The sequence below is a fragment of the Microtetraspora niveoalba genome (genome assembly GCF_001570405.1).
Taxonomy (GTDB): Bacteria; Actinomycetota; Actinomycetes; order Streptosporangiales; family Streptosporangiaceae; genus Microtetraspora; species Microtetraspora niveoalba.
The window spans coordinates 17,208-35,563 of the sequence record NZ_BBYM01000028.1 but is presented as its reverse complement, the minus strand read 5'-3'; the positions used below and the strand labels follow the sequence as shown (position 1 = coordinate 35,563).

19 protein-coding genes are annotated in these 18,356 nt (G+C 71.7%); 12 read left to right on the top strand and 7 right to left on the bottom strand.

Translation table 11 applies throughout. From position 1 onward, the window contains the following. Positions 1-60: 60 nt before the first annotated feature. Genes AWQ70_RS25990 through AWQ70_RS25980 form a run of 3 tightly spaced genes read right to left on the bottom strand, consistent with a single transcriptional unit; the run spans position 61 to position 2,947 of the window. The gene (locus tag AWQ70_RS25990) at positions 61-1,326 is read right to left on the bottom strand and encodes a sensor histidine kinase (protein ID WP_157530397.1); all 1,266 of its coding nucleotides are present in this window, start codon (positions 1,324-1,326) and stop codon (positions 61-63) included. Beyond that, entirely contained in the window at positions 1,323-2,030 is a 708-nt protein-coding gene (locus AWQ70_RS25985; protein ID WP_157530395.1) for an ABC transporter permease, read from the bottom strand. Before AWQ70_RS25985 ends, AWQ70_RS25990 begins: the two co-directional genes overlap by 4 nt. Before the next feature lie 11 nt (positions 2,031-2,041). Further along, complete coding sequence (locus tag AWQ70_RS25980) at positions 2,042-2,947, bottom strand: ABC transporter ATP-binding protein (protein WP_067181070.1); 906 nt, start codon at positions 2,945-2,947, stop codon at positions 2,042-2,044. Between the two features lie 330 nt (positions 2,948-3,277). Here AWQ70_RS25980 and AWQ70_RS25975 point away from each other — a divergent pair, with 330 nt between their 5' ends. Beyond that, a complete protein-coding gene (locus AWQ70_RS25975; protein ID WP_067181067.1) occupies positions 3,278-3,628 on the top strand; it encodes a hypothetical protein in 351 nt (116 codons plus the stop codon). A gap of 212 nt (positions 3,629-3,840) precedes the next feature. Beyond that, positions 3,841-4,389, top strand: coding sequence for a hypothetical protein (locus tag AWQ70_RS39250; RefSeq protein ID WP_157530393.1), 549 nt, complete (start codon positions 3,841-3,843; stop codon positions 4,387-4,389). Positions 4,390-4,471: 82 nt separating this feature from the next. On the opposite strand, the gene AWQ70_RS25970 is transcribed toward AWQ70_RS39250, so the two are convergent. The 4 genes from AWQ70_RS25970 to AWQ70_RS41505 all read right to left on the bottom strand — a co-directional run bounded on the left by AWQ70_RS25970 (position 4,472) and on the right by AWQ70_RS41505 (position 8,094). Further along, positions 4,472-5,665: an ABC transporter permease gene (locus AWQ70_RS25970; RefSeq protein WP_067181065.1), complete on the bottom strand. Its 1,194-nt coding sequence runs from the start codon at positions 5,663-5,665 to the stop codon at positions 4,472-4,474. A 49-nt stretch (positions 5,666-5,714) separates the two neighbouring features. After that, positions 5,715-6,419, bottom strand: coding sequence for an ABC transporter ATP-binding protein (locus tag AWQ70_RS25965; protein WP_067181291.1), 705 nt, complete (start codon positions 6,417-6,419; stop codon positions 5,715-5,717). A gap of 95 nt (positions 6,420-6,514) precedes the next feature. Continuing rightward, complete coding sequence (locus tag AWQ70_RS25960) at positions 6,515-7,573, bottom strand: efflux RND transporter periplasmic adaptor subunit (RefSeq protein ID WP_067181063.1); 1,059 nt, start codon at positions 7,571-7,573, stop codon at positions 6,515-6,517. Beyond that, positions 7,570-8,094 carry a hypothetical protein gene (locus AWQ70_RS41505; RefSeq protein ID WP_067181061.1) on the bottom strand — a complete coding sequence of 175 codons (525 nt, stop codon included), beginning with the start codon at positions 8,092-8,094 and terminating at the stop codon, positions 7,570-7,572. The genes AWQ70_RS25960 and AWQ70_RS41505 overlap by 4 nt, the downstream gene beginning before the upstream one ends. Before the next feature lie 156 nt (positions 8,095-8,250). On the opposite strand from AWQ70_RS41505, the gene AWQ70_RS41500 reads away from it, so the two are divergent. The 10 genes from AWQ70_RS41500 (at position 8,251) to AWQ70_RS25905 (ending at position 18,323) form a co-directional block, all read left to right on the top strand. Further along, the gene (locus AWQ70_RS41500; protein WP_067181058.1) at positions 8,251-8,904 is read left to right on the top strand and encodes a response regulator transcription factor; all 654 of its coding nucleotides are present in this window, start codon (positions 8,251-8,253) and stop codon (positions 8,902-8,904) included. Beyond that, positions 8,901-10,151 (top strand): sensor histidine kinase, encoded by a 1,251-nt coding sequence (locus AWQ70_RS25945; protein WP_067181055.1) that lies wholly within the window; start codon positions 8,901-8,903, stop codon positions 10,149-10,151. The genes AWQ70_RS41500 and AWQ70_RS25945 overlap by 4 nt, the downstream gene beginning before the upstream one ends. An 81-nt stretch (positions 10,152-10,232) precedes the next feature. Continuing rightward, a complete protein-coding gene (locus AWQ70_RS25940) occupies positions 10,233-10,994 on the top strand; it encodes an HAD family hydrolase (protein ID WP_174552419.1) in 762 nt (253 codons plus the stop codon). Beyond that, positions 10,994-13,396 carry a glycoside hydrolase family 65 protein gene (locus AWQ70_RS25935; RefSeq protein WP_067181052.1) on the top strand — a complete coding sequence of 801 codons (2,403 nt, stop codon included), beginning with the start codon at positions 10,994-10,996 and terminating at the stop codon, positions 13,394-13,396. The genes AWQ70_RS25940 and AWQ70_RS25935 overlap by 1 nt, the downstream gene beginning before the upstream one ends. A gap of 577 nt (positions 13,397-13,973) precedes the next feature. Continuing rightward, positions 13,974-15,365, top strand: coding sequence for an AAA family ATPase (locus AWQ70_RS25930; RefSeq protein ID WP_067181049.1), 1,392 nt, complete (start codon positions 13,974-13,976; stop codon positions 15,363-15,365). Then, on the top strand, positions 15,283-15,933 hold the full coding sequence (locus AWQ70_RS25925) for an RloB family protein (protein ID WP_218004664.1): 651 nt from the start codon (positions 15,283-15,285) through the stop codon (positions 15,931-15,933). Before AWQ70_RS25930 ends, AWQ70_RS25925 begins: the two co-directional genes overlap by 83 nt. Before the next feature lie 96 nt (positions 15,934-16,029). Next, positions 16,030-16,950 carry an SseB family protein gene (locus tag AWQ70_RS25920; protein WP_245647152.1) on the top strand — a complete coding sequence of 307 codons (921 nt, stop codon included), beginning with the start codon at positions 16,030-16,032 and terminating at the stop codon, positions 16,948-16,950. After that, positions 16,947-17,336 carry a UCP033725 family protein gene (locus tag AWQ70_RS25915; protein ID WP_067181042.1) on the top strand — a complete coding sequence of 130 codons (390 nt, stop codon included), beginning with the start codon at positions 16,947-16,949 and terminating at the stop codon, positions 17,334-17,336. The genes AWQ70_RS25920 and AWQ70_RS25915 overlap by 4 nt, the downstream gene beginning before the upstream one ends. Positions 17,337-17,445: 109 nt before the next feature. Continuing rightward, positions 17,446-17,850: a YbaB/EbfC family nucleoid-associated protein gene (locus AWQ70_RS25910; RefSeq protein WP_067181039.1), complete on the top strand. Its 405-nt coding sequence runs from the start codon at positions 17,446-17,448 to the stop codon at positions 17,848-17,850. Then, on the top strand, positions 17,847-18,323 hold the full coding sequence (locus AWQ70_RS25905; RefSeq protein WP_067181033.1) for a hypothetical protein: 477 nt from the start codon (positions 17,847-17,849) through the stop codon (positions 18,321-18,323). The genes AWQ70_RS25910 and AWQ70_RS25905 overlap by 4 nt, the downstream gene beginning before the upstream one ends. The last annotated feature ends 33 nt before the right edge of the window (positions 18,324-18,356 follow it).

Below are 18,356 nucleotides of genomic sequence, written 5' to 3'. Positions count from 1 at the left end.
CTCGCGCCGTGAGCCCTTCCGCGGCACCCGGCGCCATCGTGTCCTCCTCGGCGTTTCCCGTCATCGGGCCTCCTTCGGCGCCTCGACGCGGAGCAGGAAGCCGCCGCCGTCCCGGCGCCCCACGGTGAGCGTCCCGCCGAGGGCGCGGGCCCGCTCGCTCAGCCCGGCGAGCCCGTTGCCCCGGCCTTCCCCTTCCGGCGGGCCGGAGCCGTCGTCGGCGATCTCCACCGAGACGGGCGCGACCGGCGAGACGGTGATGACGCACGACGACGCGCCGCTGTGCCGCAGCACGTTCGTGATCCCCTCGCGTACGGTCCACGCGAGCAGGCCCTCCACCGGAACCGGCAGGTCCCACGTCTCGGGGGCGCGCACCTCGCACGCGATGCCCGCCGCCTCGGCGGCCCGTACGGCGGACGACAACTCGGCGGCGAGCGTGGGCTGGCGGTAGCTCGTGACGGCCTGCCGTACCTCGGCGAGGGCGCGGCGCACGGTCGCGTCGATGTCCTTCAGCTCGGCGTCGGCCCGGTCGGTGTCCAGCGAGAGCAGGCGGCGGGCGAGTTCCGTCTTCACCGCGACGACCGAGAGGCTGTGCCCGACCAGGTCGTGCAGGTCGCGGGCGATGCGGTTGCGCTCTTCGAGCACGGCCAGCCGGGCCAGCTCGCGCCGCGTGCTCCGGAGCTCGTCGATCAGTTCGGAGCTCCTGCGCGCCTGAGCCGAGAACACGCCCGCCAGCAGGACGAACGCCGCGAAGACGACGGCCTGCCCCACGTCCGCGCCGTGCGAGAGGACGAGCAGCCCGGTCGCCGCGGACACGCCCCCGATCAGCGGCTTGCGGTGCCGGCTCCGGCTCCAGCCCGCCGCCGAGGTCGCCCAGGCGGCGGTGACCGCCCATTCCGGCCCGGCCCACGCCTCCAGCCCGAGGACGAGGGCCGTGAGCACGCCGAAAGCCGCCGCCCAGTGCCCCTCCCTGTCGTCCGCCATGAAGCGGGTCGTCACGCCGAGCACACCGGTCAGTACGGCGAGGCAGAGGACGAGGGCGACGGCCCACGCCGGGTGCCCGCCGTTCACGTACACGGCGGACGCGAAGACCGTCGCCAGGATCATCAGCAGGAAGCGGGACCAGGCCCGCGCCGACCATACGGAGGCGACGCCCCGGGCGGAGCCGTCCTCCGGCACGCCCGGGACGACGCCGGGGTTCGCGCCGGAGGCTCCGCCGGGGGAGCCGAGGGAGCCGAGGGAGCCGGGGGAGCCCGGGGACACGTCAGGGGATGCGTCGGGCGTCGGGCCGGGGGGTGTGCCGAGGCCCGCCTCGGGGACGTCGCTCACGCGCCCGAGCTCCGCCGCCACCGCAGGAGCACGGCCGCGCCGGCCAGAACCGTCCACGCGGCGAGCACACCGGCCTGCGCGAGTGTGGGCGCGTGCCCGGCGATCACCGCGTTCCCGCCCTGGACGAGTCCGTACGACGGGGTGAGCTCGCGGATCCGCTCCCACACCCCGGGCAGGGGCCCGGCGCCGATCACCCCTCCGAGCACGGTGAGCGCGAAGAAGACGACGACGATGCCGAGCTGGGCGGTCTTGCCGCGCAGGGTGAGGCCGAGGAACAGGCCGAGCAGCCCGAACGGCAGCGACCCGGCGAGCAGCAGGGCGATCAGCGCCGCCCAGCGACCGGCGGCCAGGTGGACGTGCCCCGCGGTGAGCGCCGCGACGGACACGCCCGCCACCCCGGGCAGGACCATGAGCACGCCGAGCACGATCCGGCCGGCGAACCACTGGGCGTCGCCGAGCGGGGTGACCTTGAGCTGGCGGAGCCACCCCTGCGCCCGGTCGTCGGCGACCCCGCCGCCGGCCGCCATGAGGGCGCCTCCGGTCGCCGCGTACACGGCCATCGCGACGAGCGCCAGCGCCGCGACCTGCACGCCGTCCTGGGTGCCGCTCTGGCGGCCCCACAGCAGGTAAAAGGCGACGGGGACCGCGATCAGGAAGACCAGGTACTTGATGTTGCGCAGGGTGCGGATGATCTCAAACCGCATGAAGGGCCACATTACTGATCCTTTCCCGACGGGACTTCCGATGAGAGCGAGATGAGGGCTTCTTCGAGACCGGCGCCGGTCACCTGGAGGTCGCGCACACCGCCGATCGATGCGTAGAGCGTCTCGACCGTCCGGTCCGCGTCGACCGTGCGGAGCCGCACGTCGTCGCCGTGGATCGTGACGTCCACGACGCCGGGCAGGGCGAGCAGGCGGCGCGGGTCCGGCGCGGCGAGCACGCAGCGGACCGTCCGTCCGCCCGCTCTCGCCTTGATGGTGGAGGGGGCGGCGTCGGCCACCACGGCCCCCCGGTTCAGCACGACGACCCGGTCGGCGAACTGGTCGGCCTCCTCCAGGTAGTGGGTGGCGAAGACCACGCTGGTGCCGCCCTGGGCCGCGTCCCGCACCACCGCCCAGAACTCGCGGCGCGCCTCGACGTCGAGGGCGACCGTCGGCTCGTCGAGGAACAGCAGCTCGGGACGGCCGGAGATCGCGATGGCGAACCGTACGCGCTGGGCCTGGCCGCCGGACAGCTCGGTCGTCCGGCGGCGGGCCAGCTCCGACAGGCCCGCGAGCGCCAGGACCTCGTCCACGCGCCGCTGCCCGCCGTACAGGCCGCAGGCGAGCCGTACGATGTCGCGGATCGTCGCGCCGTCGGGCAGGCCGCCGCTCTGCAGCAGCGCGCCCACCCGGCCGGCCGCCACGGCGCGCGACGGGGTGGTGCCGAGGACGGTGATGTCGCCCTCGTCCGGGCGGCGCAGCCCGAGCATGAGATCGACCGCGGTGGACTTGCCCGCGCCGTTGTGCCCGAGAAGCGCGACCGTCTCACCGCGGCCGATCGTGAAGCTCGCCCGGTCGAGCGCCCGGATCGGCCCGAAGTTCATGCTCACCTTGTGGAAGAAGACTGCCGAGTTCTGCATGACCTCGACGGTAGATTCCGCTTTTTCTCGCGATAAGTGGCGTGAATCGTGACTTCACCCATGACGGTCGTCACGGGTCGTCGCCCCCGGTCGGTGCCTCAGGCGAGGCGGTGCTCCCCCGGCGAGCGGCAAGATCCGGTAATCATCCAGGCCGGTGATCGTGGGACGCGTGGCGGCCGCCCGGCCGTGGGGTACACAGGCAGGCACCGCCTGTTCCGTTCCCGGAGGCGGCGACCGAAGGCGTGGGGCCGGAGGCCGTGGGGTTCTGCGGGTGTCCGGCCGCAGAGTGACGAGAAGGGCAGGTGCCGCGACGACATGGCCCGTCATCACATGAGGAAACCGCGAGCGGCGGCGGTCCGCGGCGCCTGGTGGCCGGTGCCCGTCGTGGCGGCGGTCGCGATATGCGGGGCGGTGGCCTGGCCGCACGGCAGGGCGGAGGCGCTCGCGATCCCGACCTCCGCCCGGATGCCCGCCGTCGCCCGCGACCACGGCCCCGTCGTACGCACGGGGAACGGCAAGTGCAACAAGAACTACGCGCCCTCGGTCAACAGCCCCTCGATCCTGCGCGGGATGCAACAGGTGACGAGCACCAGCGAGACCACCAACACGCAGTCGGCGATGTGCAAGAAGCGGTCGCGGATCTGCCGGATCCTGCAGAGGCTCAAGACGTTCCACCGATGACGGGCGACGTGCCGGAGGAAGACGCCGCCCGGTGAGACGATCCCGCGGAGGCTCGAAGACGTTCCGCGGACGACGGCCCGTCCGGCCGCGTCGCCGGCTCGTCGGGTAATGGCGCGGTAATAACCGCGCCGCCCGTTATCGCCGCCCCTCATCGCCTCCGTGTCATCGACGGAGAGCCCAGTACGCTGGCGAATCGGTTCCGGTTTTTGAATGTGGCCGGAAACCGTCCGAATTCGACAGAGGGCGACCACCAGATGTTCTTTCAGCATGGCGTCGGGGCGCATGGCGTGAGGAAACGCGTGCCGCTCTTTCTCGTCGGCGGCTTCGTTTCCGTCGTTTTCGTCGCGGGTCTCTCCCCTGCCTCGGCAGAGGCGGGGCTTTCCCCGGTGAGCCGTGGAACGGCGGGCGCGCGTTCCGGCGGCGGCGGGGACGAGAACAACACCGGAAACGGCAGCCATAACCGCAATATCTCGGCGGTGAGGAGTCCGACCAGTAATCGGGGCTATCAGCACACGTCCACGAGTGGCATCGGCGGCGCGACCAGCGTCCAGAATGCCCTGTGCCGCAATGTCAGGGTTTGTACGATAACTCAGAACGTCACCGTGAATTTTCCCGATGGAGCGGTGGACGGCGACCCGGGGACGCCGGCCGTGGACGCCTCGCAGACGACCGAACCGTCGGCGTCCGGTCTCGCGGCGGGCCCGGACGGGCTCGACACCGAGCTGCTCTGGCTGGAGCCCGGGCTCGGCGATCTGTGGTGAGGTGAGCGGGGCCCGGCTGTCCACCAGATGACCGCCGGGCCCCGCTCATCGCTTCGGTTCAGCCTGCGGCCCATGGTTCCCGTCAGGTGGTGGCGAGGGCCACGGTGGGGGACAGGCGGGCGGCGCGCATGGCGGGGTAGAGGCCCGCGACCGTGCCGACGACGAGCGTGGCGCCGATCGCGCCTCCGACCGCCCACGGCGGCACGACCGGCGGCCAGTCCCGTGTCAGCGCGTAGCCGACGGTGGCCAGGGCCCCGAGCGCGGACCCGGCGACGCCGCCCAGCGCCGACAGCAGCAGCGACTCCGTCAGGAACTGGATCCGCACCTGGCCCCGGGTCGCTCCCAGGGAGCGGCGCAGGCCGATCTCCTTGCGGCGCTCCAGCACCGAGATCACCATCGTGTTGGCCACGCCGACCCCGCCGACCAGCAGCGCGACGCCGCCGAGCCCGAGCAGCAGGTTGGTGAACGCGCCCGCGGCGGCCGCCCGCGCGGCCAGCGCGTCCGAGGGCCTGCTGACCTCGACCTCCTCGGGGTTCTCCGGGTTCACCGTACGGGGCAGCACGGCCCGGACGGCCTCCACCGACTCCTCGGCCGACCGCTCGTAGACGGTCGTGGGGTGCCCGTCGAAGCCCAGGTGCCTCTCGGCGGCCGGAAACCCGACCAGCGCCGACCGCTCGATCTCCGAGGCGAGCGGCATCGGGCCGAGGATGCCGACGACGGTGAACCAGCGGTTCCCGATCCACACCCGGACGCCGATCCGGTCGACGCCGAGCCGTTTCGCGGCGGCCGAGCCGAGCACGGCGGCGGGCTGCCGCTCCGTCGCCGCGTTCAGCCAGGTGCCCCTCTCGACGCGTCCCTCCAGCGTGGTGAGCAGGCCGGCGGTGGCCGCCCGTACGGCGATGCCGCCGGTGACCGCCTTGGGGATGCGGTCGGTCCGGCGTACGGTCGCCTCGACCGTGCCGGTGGCGGCGGCCGTGCGGACGGGGCCGACACGTTCGACCATGGCGACCGCGTCCACGGGCAACCGGGAGTTCTCGCCGAAGAGGGTGCGGCCGGCCGACACGGTGAGCAGGTTGGTGCCGAGCCGGTCGAGCTGGCGCAGCAACTGCTCACGCGACGACGAGGAGATGCCGATCACCGCGATCATGGTGGCGATGCCGATGGCGATCCCCAGCGCGGAGAGGATCACGCGGGTGGGGCGGGTGCGCAGCCCGGCCGCGCCCACCCGCAGGACGTCGGCGGGGCTGAGCCGGGCGGGCACGGGCTTGGCGGTCATCGCATCTCCTTGAGTGTGGAGACACCGGGATTCGGCCGTGGGGAGGACGTCATTCGCCGGCTCCGATCGTGATCTCCGCGGGGGCGCGGAGGCCGGAGCCCTCGTCGGCGACGATCCGGCCGTCGCGGACCCGGACGCGGCGCGGGCACCATCCCGCGATCTCCATGTCGTGCGTGATGACGGCGACCGTGGTCCCCGCGGCGTGCAGGTCGCGCAGCACCCGCAGCACCTCGGCGCCCGCGGCGGAGTCGAGGTTCCCGGTGGGCTCGTCGGCCAGCAGCAGCGGCGGGTCGCCCGCGACCGCGCGGGCCACGGCCACCCGCTGCTGCTCGCCGCCGGACATCTGCTCCGGGCGGTGCCCGAGCCGGTGGCCGAGGCCGACCCGTTCCAGCGCCACGGCGGCCCGCTCCCGTCTGACCCGCGGCGGGACGCCCGCGTACAGCAGGCCGTCGGCGACGTTGTCCAGCGCGGTCGTCCCCGGGGACAGGTGGAACCTCTGGAACACGAAGCCCAGGTGGCGCGCCCGCAGCGCGGACAGTTCGCGGTCGGAGAGCCCGGCGACGTCGTGGCCGGCGATCCGCACGGTGCCGCCGGTGGGCCGGTCCAGGGTGCCGATCATGTGGAGCAGGGTGGACTTGCCCGACCCGGAGGGGCCGACGATGGCGAGCAGCTCGCCGCCGCCGACCGTCAGGCTCACCCCGCGCAGCGCGTGCACGTCGCCGCCGTAGACCTTGGTCACGTCGCGCAGCTCCACGACGTACGGCTCGCTCGGCGGGCGGCCGCCGGGGCGCGCCGCGGACGCGCGACGAGACGCCGCGCGGGGCGTGCCGTTCGTGTTCGTCCGCTCGTTCACGACTCGGGCACCCCCACCCGCATGCCCTCGGCCAGGCCGGCGCCGGTGATCTCGACCATGCCGCCGCCGAAGGCGCCGGTCTCGACCGCCACGAGGCGGGCCGCGCCGTTCTCGACGACCTCGACGCCGAAGCCGCCCTCGCGCAGCGCGAGCAGCGCCTCCACGGGGACGGCCAGCACGTCCTCGTGCCGCTCGCTCACCAGCTCGACCTCGACCGGTGCCTGGTCCAGCCGGGTCCTGGGCGTCTTGTCCAGGGTGATGTCGACGTCGACGGTGCTCCCGTCGCTCTCCCCCTGAGCGGTCCGGACGGCCTTCGCCACGGTGCCGACCGAGCCGATCCTTCCGGTGACCTCCTCGCCGCCGGGGAGGGTCACGGCGACCTTGGCTCCCTTCCTGGCGAGCGTCTGGTCCGCCGTGTCCAGGTCCACGTGGACCAGCCGCCGCAGCCCGCTGACCGTGAGCGCCTGCCGTCCGGGCCCGGTGCGGTCGCCCACCGCGACCTTCGTCTCGGTCACCCGGACCGCCGAGGGGACGAACACCGCCTGCGCGGCGTCCACCTGTCCGGTCTCCGGCAGGCCGTTGTCGTCCTGCCACGCCTTGACCGCGAGGTGGGTCGCGTAGCTGAAGTGGTCGTCCACCGTCAGGTCGTCGCCGTACCCGAGGGCCTTGAGGTTGCGTTCCAGTTGCCTGACGTCCGGCCCGTCCGGCACGCCCTGCCGCAGCGTCCGATAGAGCGGCAATGTGCCGTACAGCGCGACGACCGGTTCGCGGTCGACCTTGAGCAGCGGGCGGCCGCGGCGGACCACGGAACCCTCGGCGGCCACCCAGGTGACCGTGCCGGAGGCGTCCGTGGCGATCCGGCGCTCCCCGTCGTAGGTGAGCGACCCGCTCACGGTCTTGGTGTCCACCAGGTCCTGCCGGGTGATCGTGGCGGTGGCGGTGGTCGTCGGCGTACTGGGGGCGGCGGCCTCGGTGCCGCCGCCGTCGAGGAGGACCGTCACCACCCCGGCGGCGGCGAGCGCGAGGAGGCCGCCGGCGACGAGCGTCTTCCTCACTTCCCGCCTCCCGGCCGCGGCGCGAGCTTCGAGCAGGCCTCCTGCGCCTCTTTGATCTTGCTTTCGTCGGCCTTCTCGTGCTTGATCTCGATGAGGCCGTCGACCGGGTCGGGCACGTCGACGCCGTGCTCGCGCATGCACCGGGCGAACTTCACCAACCGGTCGATGACCTCGGGGTCCTTCGCCCTCGCGCCGATGCCGGACTTCTCCATGATCGGCTGGCATTCCTTCATCGCCGCGTCGACCTTGCCCTTGTCCATGCCCTTGGGCACCTGGATGCGGACGCCGCCGTCCGCGCTCGGGTCCGGCATGTCGACGCCGTGCTCGCGCATGCACTGGGCGAACTTGAGCCCCGCTTCCTGGGGGTCGAGCGTGGCGGAGGCGGACGCGCCGGGCGTGGCGGCGGACCCGCCGCCGGCCGAGGCGATGCCGTCGTCCCCGGAGGAGGCGGCTCCGGAGCCGCCGCAGGCGGCCAGGACCAGCGCCAGTGGGGCGGTCGCGGCCAGCAGCCGGATTTTCATGGCTCACTCCCTCGTGCTCCGGGTCGTTCGCCCGGAGCGCGGCCCAACTCCAGCGGGCGCGGTGCTAAACGCGGATAAGCCGGGATGTGCGCGGTTCGCCTTACTCGCGGCTAACACCGGCTCGGTCACTCTCGATGCGGGATCAGGGAGGCAGGGATGCGCGTGCTCGTCGTCGAGGACGAGGAACAGCTCGCCGACGCCCTCGCGCGGGGGCTGCGGCTGCACGCCCTCGCCGTGGACGTCGCCTACGACGGTCAGGAGGCGCTCGAACTGGCGGCCTACGTGGACTACGACGTCATCGTCCTCGACCGCGACCTCCCGGAGGTCCACGGCGACGACGTCTGCCGGGACCTGGCCGCCAGGAGCGCGGCGAGCCGGATCCTCATGCTGACCGCCGCCGGCCGGGTGCGCGACCGGGTGGACGGGCTGTCCCTCGGGGCCGACGACTATCTGGTCAAGCCGTTCGCGTTCGCCGAGCTGGTGGCACGGGTGCGGACGCTGGCCCGCCGCTCGCCCCGGGCGGCGCCCCCGGCGATGGAGCGGGCCGGCGTACGGCTCGACCCCGCCCGCCGTACCGTCACCCGGGACGGGCGGGAGATCGGCCTGAACCGCAAGGAGTTCGACGTCCTGCTCGAACTGCTGCGCGCGGGCGGGAACCTGGTCTCGTCGGCCGAGCTGCTGCGGGCCGTCTGGGACGAGTACGCCGACACGGGGACGGGCGTGCTGCGGGTGACCCTCACCTCGCTGCGCAGGAAGCTCGGGGCTCCTCCCTTGATCGAGAACGTGCCCGGCAAGGGATACCGGTTTTGACCGCGTCCGGCGCCCCCCGGCCGCCTTCCCGGCCGCGCTTCCGGGTGGGGCGGGTCCTCGGCGCGGTGTTCCCCTGGAACCGGCTCGGCCTGCGGGTGCGGCTCACCCTGCTGTACGGCGGGTTGTTCTTCGCCGCGTGCTCGGCGGTGCTCTGGATCGGCCACCTGCTGACCGCGCGGGCGCTGGAGAAGCAGCTCGTCATGAGGTTCGAGAAGGCACCCGTCTCCCTGCTCGGCGCGTTGCAGCCGCTCCCCGGCGGCAACCTCCCGCAGGTGGTGAAGCTGGAGGTGGAGCAGCGGGCGGCCAGTGTGCTGGAGGAGACGACGCGGTCCTCGCTCCTCGTCATGATCCTGATCGGGATCGTCGCGCTGGTGCTCGGCCATCTGGTGGCCGACCGGGCGCTGCGGCCCCTCGACCGGGTCACCGAGACCGCGCGGCGGCTCGCCGAGAGCAGCCCGAACGAGATCGCGCTGCACGAGCGCATCGCGTTGCGCGGCCCCCGGGACGAGGTCAAGCGGCTGGCCGACACCTTCGACGCGATGCTCGACCGGCTGCACCGCGTGTTCGACGCGCAGCGCCGGTTCATCGCGAACGCCTCGCACGAGCTGCGCACCCCGCTGGCGATCAACCGTACGGTCCTGGAGGTGTCGCTGGAGGAGCCCGCCGCCTCCGAGGACCTCAAGGCGCTGGCCCGGGCGCTGCTCGGCACGAACGCCCGGTACGAGCGGCTGATCGACGGCCTGCTGCTGCTCGCCCAGTCGGAGCAGGAGCTCACCGTGCGCAAACCGGTCGACATGCGGCACGTCATCCGGATCGTGCTGGACGACCTCGACCTCGACCACGTACGGCGCAGGAGGGTAGCCGTCCACGAGGACCTGCGCCCGGCGGTCGCCCAGGGGGACCCGCTCTTCCTGGAACGCTGCGTGTCCAACCTGTTGGAGAACGCGGTGAAGTACAACGTGCGGGACGGCGAGGTCCGGGTCGCGCTCCGCGCGGACGAGGCCGCCGGCGAGGTGGTCGTCACGGTGGAGAACACCGGTCCCGCGGTCTCGCCGTACGAGGTGGACGACCTGTTCGAACCGTTCCGCCGGGTCCACGGCGAGCGGGTGCGCTCGGCGGGCGGGGCCGGGCTCGGCCTGTCCATCGTCCGCGCGATCGTGGACGCGCACGACGGCGCGGTCTCGGCGCGGCCCCGTGCCGAGGGCGGCCTCGTGGTCACCGTGCGGCTGCCCATGGCGACGACCTGAGCGGGATTCCGGTGATCCGTCCCTTTCCGGGTAGGGGGTGAGCACAACCGCGTTTCCCGAGGTCGAGGAGGTCATCCCGGGATGGAGTCGTCCGCCGCGAAGTCGCTGGGCCTGCCGGACGGGGTGCGGGCCTGCCTGTTCGACCTGGACGGGGTCCTGACCCGTACGGCCTCCCTGCACGCCGCCGCGTGGAAGGAGATGTTCGACGGTTTCCTGCGCGAGCGCGCCGAGCGGACCGGCGGCCCGATGGTCCCGTTCGACGAGGTGAACGACTACGACACCTACGTGGACGGCAAGACCAGGGCCGACGGCACCCGCGCGTTCCTCGCCTCGCGCGGCATCGACCTCCCCGAGGGCGACCCGGACGACCCGCCGGGCGCCGAGACCGTGAACGGCCTGGGCAACCGCAAGAACGAGCTGGTGCTCGACCGGGTCAGGAAGGACGGCGTGGAGGTGTTCGAGGGGTCGGTCCGCTACGTCCGGGCGGTGCGGGACGCCGGGCTGCGCCGTGCGGTCGTCTCGTCGAGCGCGAACTGCCGCGACATGCTCGTCGGCGCCGGGATCGAGGACCTGTTCGAGGAACGCGTCGACGGCGCCACGGTCCTCCGGGAGCACCTCGCGGGCAAGCCCGCGCCGGACGCCTACCTCGCCGCCGCGCGGGCGCTCGGGGTCCCGCCCGACCGGGCGGCGGTGTTCGAGGACGCGCTCGCGGGGGTCGAGGCCGGGCGGGCCGGCCGCTTCGCGTACGTCGTCGGCGTGGACCGGACCGGGCAGGCGGACGCGCTGCGCGAGCACGGCGCCGACGTGGTGGTGTCGGACCTCTCCGAGCTGATGGACCGCTGATGATCACTCATCCCGCGTTCGCGTGCGAGCCCTGGTGCCTGCGGCTGTCCGGGCTGGACGTCGACGTCCTCGCCCAGTCGGAGTCGTTGTTCGCGTTGTCGAACGGGCACATCGGCTGGCGCGGCAACCTCGACGAGGGGGAGCCGCACGGCCTGCCCGGCAGCTACCTGTCCGGCGTCTACGAGGTGCGGCCCCTGCCGTACCCCGAGGGCGGCTACGGGTTCCCCGAGTCGGGGCAGACCGTCATCAACGTCACGAACGGCAAGGTGATCCGGCTGCTCGTCAACGACGAGCCGTTCGACGTCCGCTACGGACGGCTGCGCTCGCACGAGCAGACACTGGACCTCCGCGACGGCGTGTTGCGGCGGACCGCCGAATGGGAGTCGCCGGACGGATGCCCGGTCCGGGTGTCCTCGATCCGGCTGGTGTCGCTGGTCCAGCGGTCGGTCGCCGCGATCTGCTACGAGGTGGAGCCCCTCGGCGAGCCGCTGCGCGTGGTCGTGCAGTCCGAGCTCGTCGCCAACGAGCAGTTGCCCGCGGCGGCGGGCGACCCCCGGGTCGCCGCCGCGGTGGAGGCGCCGCTGATCTCCTGCGAGCACGCCGCGCGGGACGCCCGCGCCGTGCTCGTGCACAACACCCGCGCGAGCGGCCTGCGCGTCGCCGCCGCGATGGACCACGTCATCGACGGTCCGGACGGCACCGGCGTCGTCGCGGAGAGCTCCCCCGACCTCGGCCGGGTGACGGTGATCGCCTCGCTCGAGCCCGGCCGGCCGCTCCGACTGATCAAGTTCGTCTCGTACGGCTGGTCGGGTGCTCGGTCGCGCCCGGCGGTGCGGGACCAGGCCGACGCCGCGCTCGCCGCCGCCCGGCAGAGCGGCTGGGACGGCCTGCTCGCCGAGCAGCGGAGCTACCTGGACGAGTTCTGGGCCTGCGCCGACGTCGAGGTGGAGGGCGACGCGGAGATCCAGCAGGCCGTGCGGTTCGGGCTCTTCCACCTGCTGCAGGCCACGGCGCGCGGCGAGGGCAGGGGCATCCCGGCCAAGGGCCTCACCGGCAGCGGCTACGACGGGCACTGCTTCTGGGACAGCGAGGCGTTCGTGATGCCGGTGCTGACCTACCTCCTCCCCGAGGCGGTCGCCCACGCGTTGAGCTGGCGGCAGAGCACGCTGCCGATGGCGATGGACCGGGCGCGGCAGCTCGGGCTGCGCGGGGCGGCCTTCCCCTGGCGGACCATCCACGGCGAGGAGTGCTCCGGCTACTGGCCGGCGGGGACGGCGGCCTTCCACGTGAACGCCGCCATCGCCGACGCCGTCGTCCGCTACATCGACATCACCGGGGACGAGGCGTTCGACAAGGACGTGGGCCTGGAGCTCCTCGTGCAGACGGCCCGGCTGTGGCGGTCGCTGGGACACCACGACGTGGAGGGGGCCTTCCGCATCGCCGGGGTCACCGGCCCCGACGAGTACAGCGCCGTCGCCGACAACAACGTGTACACGAACCTGATGGCGCAGCGGAACCTGCACGCCGCCGCCGACGCGGCCAAACGCCACCCCGCCGCGGCGAGGAGGCTGCACGTGGACGAGGAGGAGATGGCGGCCTGGCGGGACGCGGCGCGGGCGATGTACATCCCGTACGACGAGACGCTCGGCGTCCACCCGCAGGCCGACGGCTTCACCGACCACCAGGTGTGGGACTTCGCCGCGACCAAGCCCGACCAGTATCCGCTGATGCTGCACTTCCCGTACTTCGACCTGTACCGCAAGCAGGTCGTCAAGCAGGCCGACCTCGTGCTGGCCCTGCACCGCCGGGGCGACGCGTTCACGGCCGAGCAGAAGGCGCGCGACTTCGCCTACTACGAGCGGATCACCGTGCGGGACTCCTCGCTGTCGGCCTGCACCCAGTCGGTGATCGCGGCCGAGGTGGGCCACCTGGACCTGGCCTACGACTACCTCGCCGAGGCGGCGCTGATGGACCTGGAGGACGTCGAGCACAACACCCGCGACGGGCTGCACATCGCGTCCCTGGTCGGAGCCTGGATCGCGTTGGTCGAGGGGCTCGCGGGGATGCGTCACCACGACGGCCTCCTGTGCTTCGCGCCGCGCCTGCCCTCGGCGCTCACCGGGCTGTCCTTCAGGGTGTCGCTGCTGGGGAGGCGGCTGGCGGTCAGCATGGACCTGGATTCCGCCACGTACACGCTGCTCGACGGTGAGCCGCTCAAGATCGTCCATCACGGGCATCCGGACGTCGTCGTCAAGGGGGCGCCGCTCACCTGCCCGATCCCTCCGATATCGCCCGGCCCGGCGCCCACCCAGCCGCCCGGCCGCCGTCCGGCGCACCGGCAGACGAGGCAGAGCCCCGCGGTGACGCGGGCGGCGGAGCCGCCGGCCCGTCCGGTGACCTGACCCCGTACGACGGTGCGTCCGGGCCTGGCCAAAGGGGCCCGGCCGGCCGATCCGCGGCCGGCGCCCCACCGTCGAGAAGGGCGAACTGGACTGGAAGCCCGCCGGAGAGTGAGCGGCCGAGGGAGTCTGGCCCCACCAGTGGACGACGAGGATCACCGGGGTGGGCTGACTCTGGCGGAGGCGTCCTCACCATTATTCGGGGCACAGCTCAAGCTCAGATATGTCCCGGCATCGCCTGATACTCAGGATTTCATGAATGATGATTCATGTTTCATCATCTGTCGGACAACTCATGACGGGTGTACTTGTCTTGGTGGGCGAGATCGGCCGAGAAGTCGTCCCCGCGTCTGAGATCCCTGGTGTTCCTTCAGGTGTGGCGGGAGCGACCAAAGGGATGAAGAGCCTATTTCGGCGGCGCGAAAGAGGGGCGGTGGTCGTTGGCTGTCAAAATTTGATACCAACGACGCCAACGGCCCATCTTCCGCTGGATTTTACGCCGATAATCGTCAAGTCTTGACGCGTAGGGCGCGTGCATCGGCGCCCTGGACCATGAGCCGTCCGTCCGACAGGAGGCAAAGTGCTTCTCCGCTTCCGCGTCGCCAACCACGCGTCGCTGCGCGATGAGCAGGAACTCAGCCTGGTCGCGCTGGACGAACACGCCGATCTGGCGGTGCGCAGCCCCATTGACGAGGACGTGTCGGTGCTGCCGGCGGCGGCGATCTACGGCGGTAACGCATCGGGTAAATCCAACCTCCTGCAAGCGCTGCGCTTCATGGCGACCGCGGTCGAGGACTCCCACCAGAGATGGCGCCCCGGAGCGGTCATCCGTCGTAACAGCTTCCGTTTCGATGACGAGAGCCGGGAAAGGCCGTCCGAGTTCTCCGCCGACATCGCGATCGACGGAGTCCACTATGAGTACGGCTTCTCCCTCGACGACACGGCGATCCGGAGCGAGTGGCTGTACAGCTTCTCCCGGCAACAGCGACGGGTGCGCCGGGTCCTGTTCGAGCGATCGGGCCCGGAGGGGAAATCGATCCACTTCGGCGATTACCTCAAAGGCAGGAAGAAGGCCATCTCCGAACTGGTGAGGCCGAACAGCCTGTACCTCTCGGCCGCCGCCGCCAACAACCATCCGCAGCTGACGGAGATCTACCGCTGGTTCGAGCGCCAGATCATCTACATCGACGCGGGCGAGCCGCAGTTCTTCCTGCCTCTCACCTTGCACGAGATGGCCGAGCACGACCGGGAAGGCGTCCTCAGCCTGCTCAATTACGCGGATTTCGGCATCACCGACGTCCGCCATGAGCAGCGACCGGTGGACGAGGAGGTCCGAGCCAGATTCATCGCCTTCGTCAGGGCGATGGATCCCGACCAGGTCCCCGACGAGGACGCCGTGATTCACGACGACCCCAAAGTGGATTTCGTCCACAACGTGCAAGGATGCGAATACACGCTTCCCCTGGAATACGAGTCCAGCGGGACGCGAGGCTGGTTCGCGCTGCTGGGTCCGGTCGTTCGTGCCCTCGCCCGGGGCGGGCTGCTCGTGGTCGACGAGCTGAACGCCTTTCTGCATCCCTTATTGGTGGGGGAGCTGGTGCAGCTCTTCCAGGATCCGCGCTTCAACCGGCGCGGTGCGCAGATACTTTTCAACACTCATGACGTGAGCCTCCTTTCCCCGCTGACCAAGGCGAGGCTCAGGCGCGATCAGATCTGGCTCACGGACCGGGATCCGGACGGGGCGACAGAGCTTCATCCGCTGACCCGATATCGCGTACGGGACGGACTCGACAGCGTTTTCCGCGGCTACCTTCTCGGCCGCTACAGGGGCGTTCCCGTTTTCGACGATTCCGTCCTGAGGGAAGCCCTTGCCCGGCACAATGGTCCGCATGCCGATGTCGCGCAGCAGCAGAACTCTGAAGCGAAAGCAGGGGAATCTTCCCGAGCGGAAACGCTTTCTCATCTACTGTGAGGGCGAGGTTACGGAACGCATTTACTTCGGGGAGTTGAAGCGTCGGTTCAGGATCCCCGGAGTTCAGTTCGGCGGCGCCCACGGCGAGCCGCTGGGACTGGTCAAAGCGGCCATCGACCATCAGAGGCGAGCGCCCACATCGGGTTCGGACCAGTGCATGAAGTATGACGAGGTCTGGTGCGTGGTCGATGTGGAGGCGCCGATTCCGCATGCCGCGCTGGACAGGGCGTTGGCTTTGGCGGACCGGAATGGCATAAAGTGCGCTGTGTCAAACCCGTGCTTCGAACTTTGGCTCGTGCTCCACATAAAAGACCAGCGCGGCTATATCACGACGAACAAGGCCTGCGAGTTGCTGGAAGCGCATGGCGGGTGCGATTACCGGCGAGACGGGAAGAGTCTCAGCGCGCACGCTCTGATGAACGGGTATGAAGTAGCCCGGAAGCGGGCTCGGCTGCTGGAAGACATCCACGGTCCGGAAACTCGGTTGACGGACCGCAACCCGTACGCCTCGGTGTGGCAGCTCGTCGACGGGCTCCGCGCGCAGGTGGAGGCGGGGAACAGCCGCTGATCGCCTGGGGCGGGGCGCCCGCTGCCCGGCGAATGCCGGTTCGCCGGTGTGAAGGAGGGCGGGGCGAACCGCCGGATTTGGCCTAATGTGATCAGCGTGCAGCCACCCGAGGACCCGGGCGATGGCGGAGCCGCCGTGCCGCCGTCCGGCCCGTTCGAGGAGGAGCTCTGGGCGGCCTTCGCGGCCGGCCGCACGGCGTTGTGCCTGAGCATGCTCAAAGACGCCGACTTCGCGCTGCCGATGACGCGGGCCGCGTTCGAGGGGGCGGAGCCGGTCGCCTGGCCGACCGCGTCCGACGGTGAGCGGACCTGGCTGATCGCCTACACCTCGGCCGAGACGATGGCGCTGGCCACCGGAGGCGTCGCCGCGCGGCACCGCGTCGTCTCCCTGGTGGAGCTGGCCGCCGGGTGGCCCGACCCGCGCTGGGGTCTGGCGATCAATCCCGGCGTGCCGGTCGGCTTCCTCCTGGAGTCGGGCACGGTGGCCAGGCTCGCCGTCCCCACGCTCGCCCAGGACCTCGCGCTCGCCCCCGACAGGGGCGTCCCCGTCCTGCAGAAGGTGCTGCGCCCGGAGGAGGTGCCCGAGCTGCTGTACGGCGGCGAGCCGCGGGTCTCCGGCTACTGCCACCACGCCCTCGACGTGTCGCACATCGCCACGCCCGCCGTGCTCGCCGAGGCACTCGGCCGCGCCGACGCGTTCACCGCGAGCGGGGGGCTCACGCTGCTGCGCTGGCGTCCGGTCGGGCTCGGCCTGTACCGCACGCCGTACGGCGGGCTGGACGAGGACGGCCGCGAGGCGGTGGCCGGATGGGTGGTCGAGGAGCCGCCCTTCGTGGGGCTGGGCCTCGTGCCCAACCCGGACCAGGTCATCCGCGAGTACAAGGTGTACGGCGTCGGGCTCACCCACGGCGCCGAGATCTGGGAGCTGACCGTGGAGGGCAGGGAGCGCCGGCACGCCGTCTATCACGGCGACCTGCGCCGCTGGCTGCTGGTCGGGGTGCGGGAGGAGACGTCGTGACGTGGCACTTCTACCGCGCCCGCTGGCGCGGCGCCGACTACCCGTGCAGCCCGGAGGCGTCCGCGCTGGAGACGTGGATCCGGCTGCGCCGGGACGAACCGGCCGAGGGGTTCGAGGAGGTCGAGCCGGGATGCCACGTACGGACCGTCCCGGCGGCGGAGTGCGAGTCCGTGCACTTCGTGACGACCGTCTGCCGGTGGCGTGACGCCGAGTTCCACGTACACGCCGAGCGTGAGGGCGAACTGCTGCTGGAGTATCTCGGCGGCTCCGCGCCCGAGGCGGTCGCGCTCGGGCTCGAACGGATCGAACGCGGCGTCTACCGGGCGTGGGTGCCGCGCGCGGAGGTCGGCGAGCTCCGGGAACGGGCGGTCTCCCTGGATCGGTGAACTTCTGCCGAAGATCATCGATTTTGGTAATGGTCTTGTCGAATGATGTTCACTTGGCGGAAACTAACCGGAAAAGCGTGATAGGCGGGCGCGATTCAGGGGGTGTGCCGTGGAGTCCGACATCGAGGCCCACGTCGCCGGTCTGCGGGCCTACACCGAGCAGCTCCGCACCACCTTCCTGCGGCTCCAGGACGAGGGCGTCGAGCTGCACGCGAAGGCCAAGGCCATCCAGGTGACCGAGAAGTCCCGCGACGGCATGGTCTCGGTCACCGTGGGCGCGCGCGGCGAGCTGATCCGGCTCGACATCGATCCGCGCGTCTACCGCCGTCCCGACGCCCGCGCACTGGCCGACAGCATCGTCGAGACCGTCCAGCGGGCGGCCGCCACGGCGCAGGAGCGCATCGTCGAGGTCTTCGAGCCGCTGATCCCGCCGGACCAGATGAAGGCCCACCTCGACGGCGACCTCGAAACGGTGATGACCCAGCTCGCCGACCAGATGGGCGGAAAGCGATGAGCGGCCGGTTCGAGAGCGTCATCATCAACAAGACCGCCGTGACCGGCGGGCTTTCGCAATGGACCACCATGGCCGGGGACCTGGAGCGCGACTACCCCGGGCTCGTCGCCAGGATCACCGAGCTCAACGCCGCCGAGCCGTGGGGCGGCGGCAGCGAGGGAAGCTCCTTCCGGAACTCCTACTATCTGAGCGGCGGCCCCGAGGCCCTCATCGCCAAGGGCAAGAGCCTGGTCAAGCAGATCGTCGAGGCGGGCCCGCGGTTGCGTACGACGTTCGACACCACGCTCGCCGTGGACGAGGCGCACGCCCAGGACTTGGCCCACGTCACGGCAGAGGACGAGGGCGGCCAGTACGCGGACCCGAGAACGCTGCGGGTCACCGCCCCGAACGCCGCCCAGAACGCCGGGCGGAACACAGCGCAGAACGACACGGCCCAGGACGACACGGCCCAGGACACGGTCCGGCAGGTCTGACGCGCGCCCACCCGGGCGCCCGGACGTGAACCC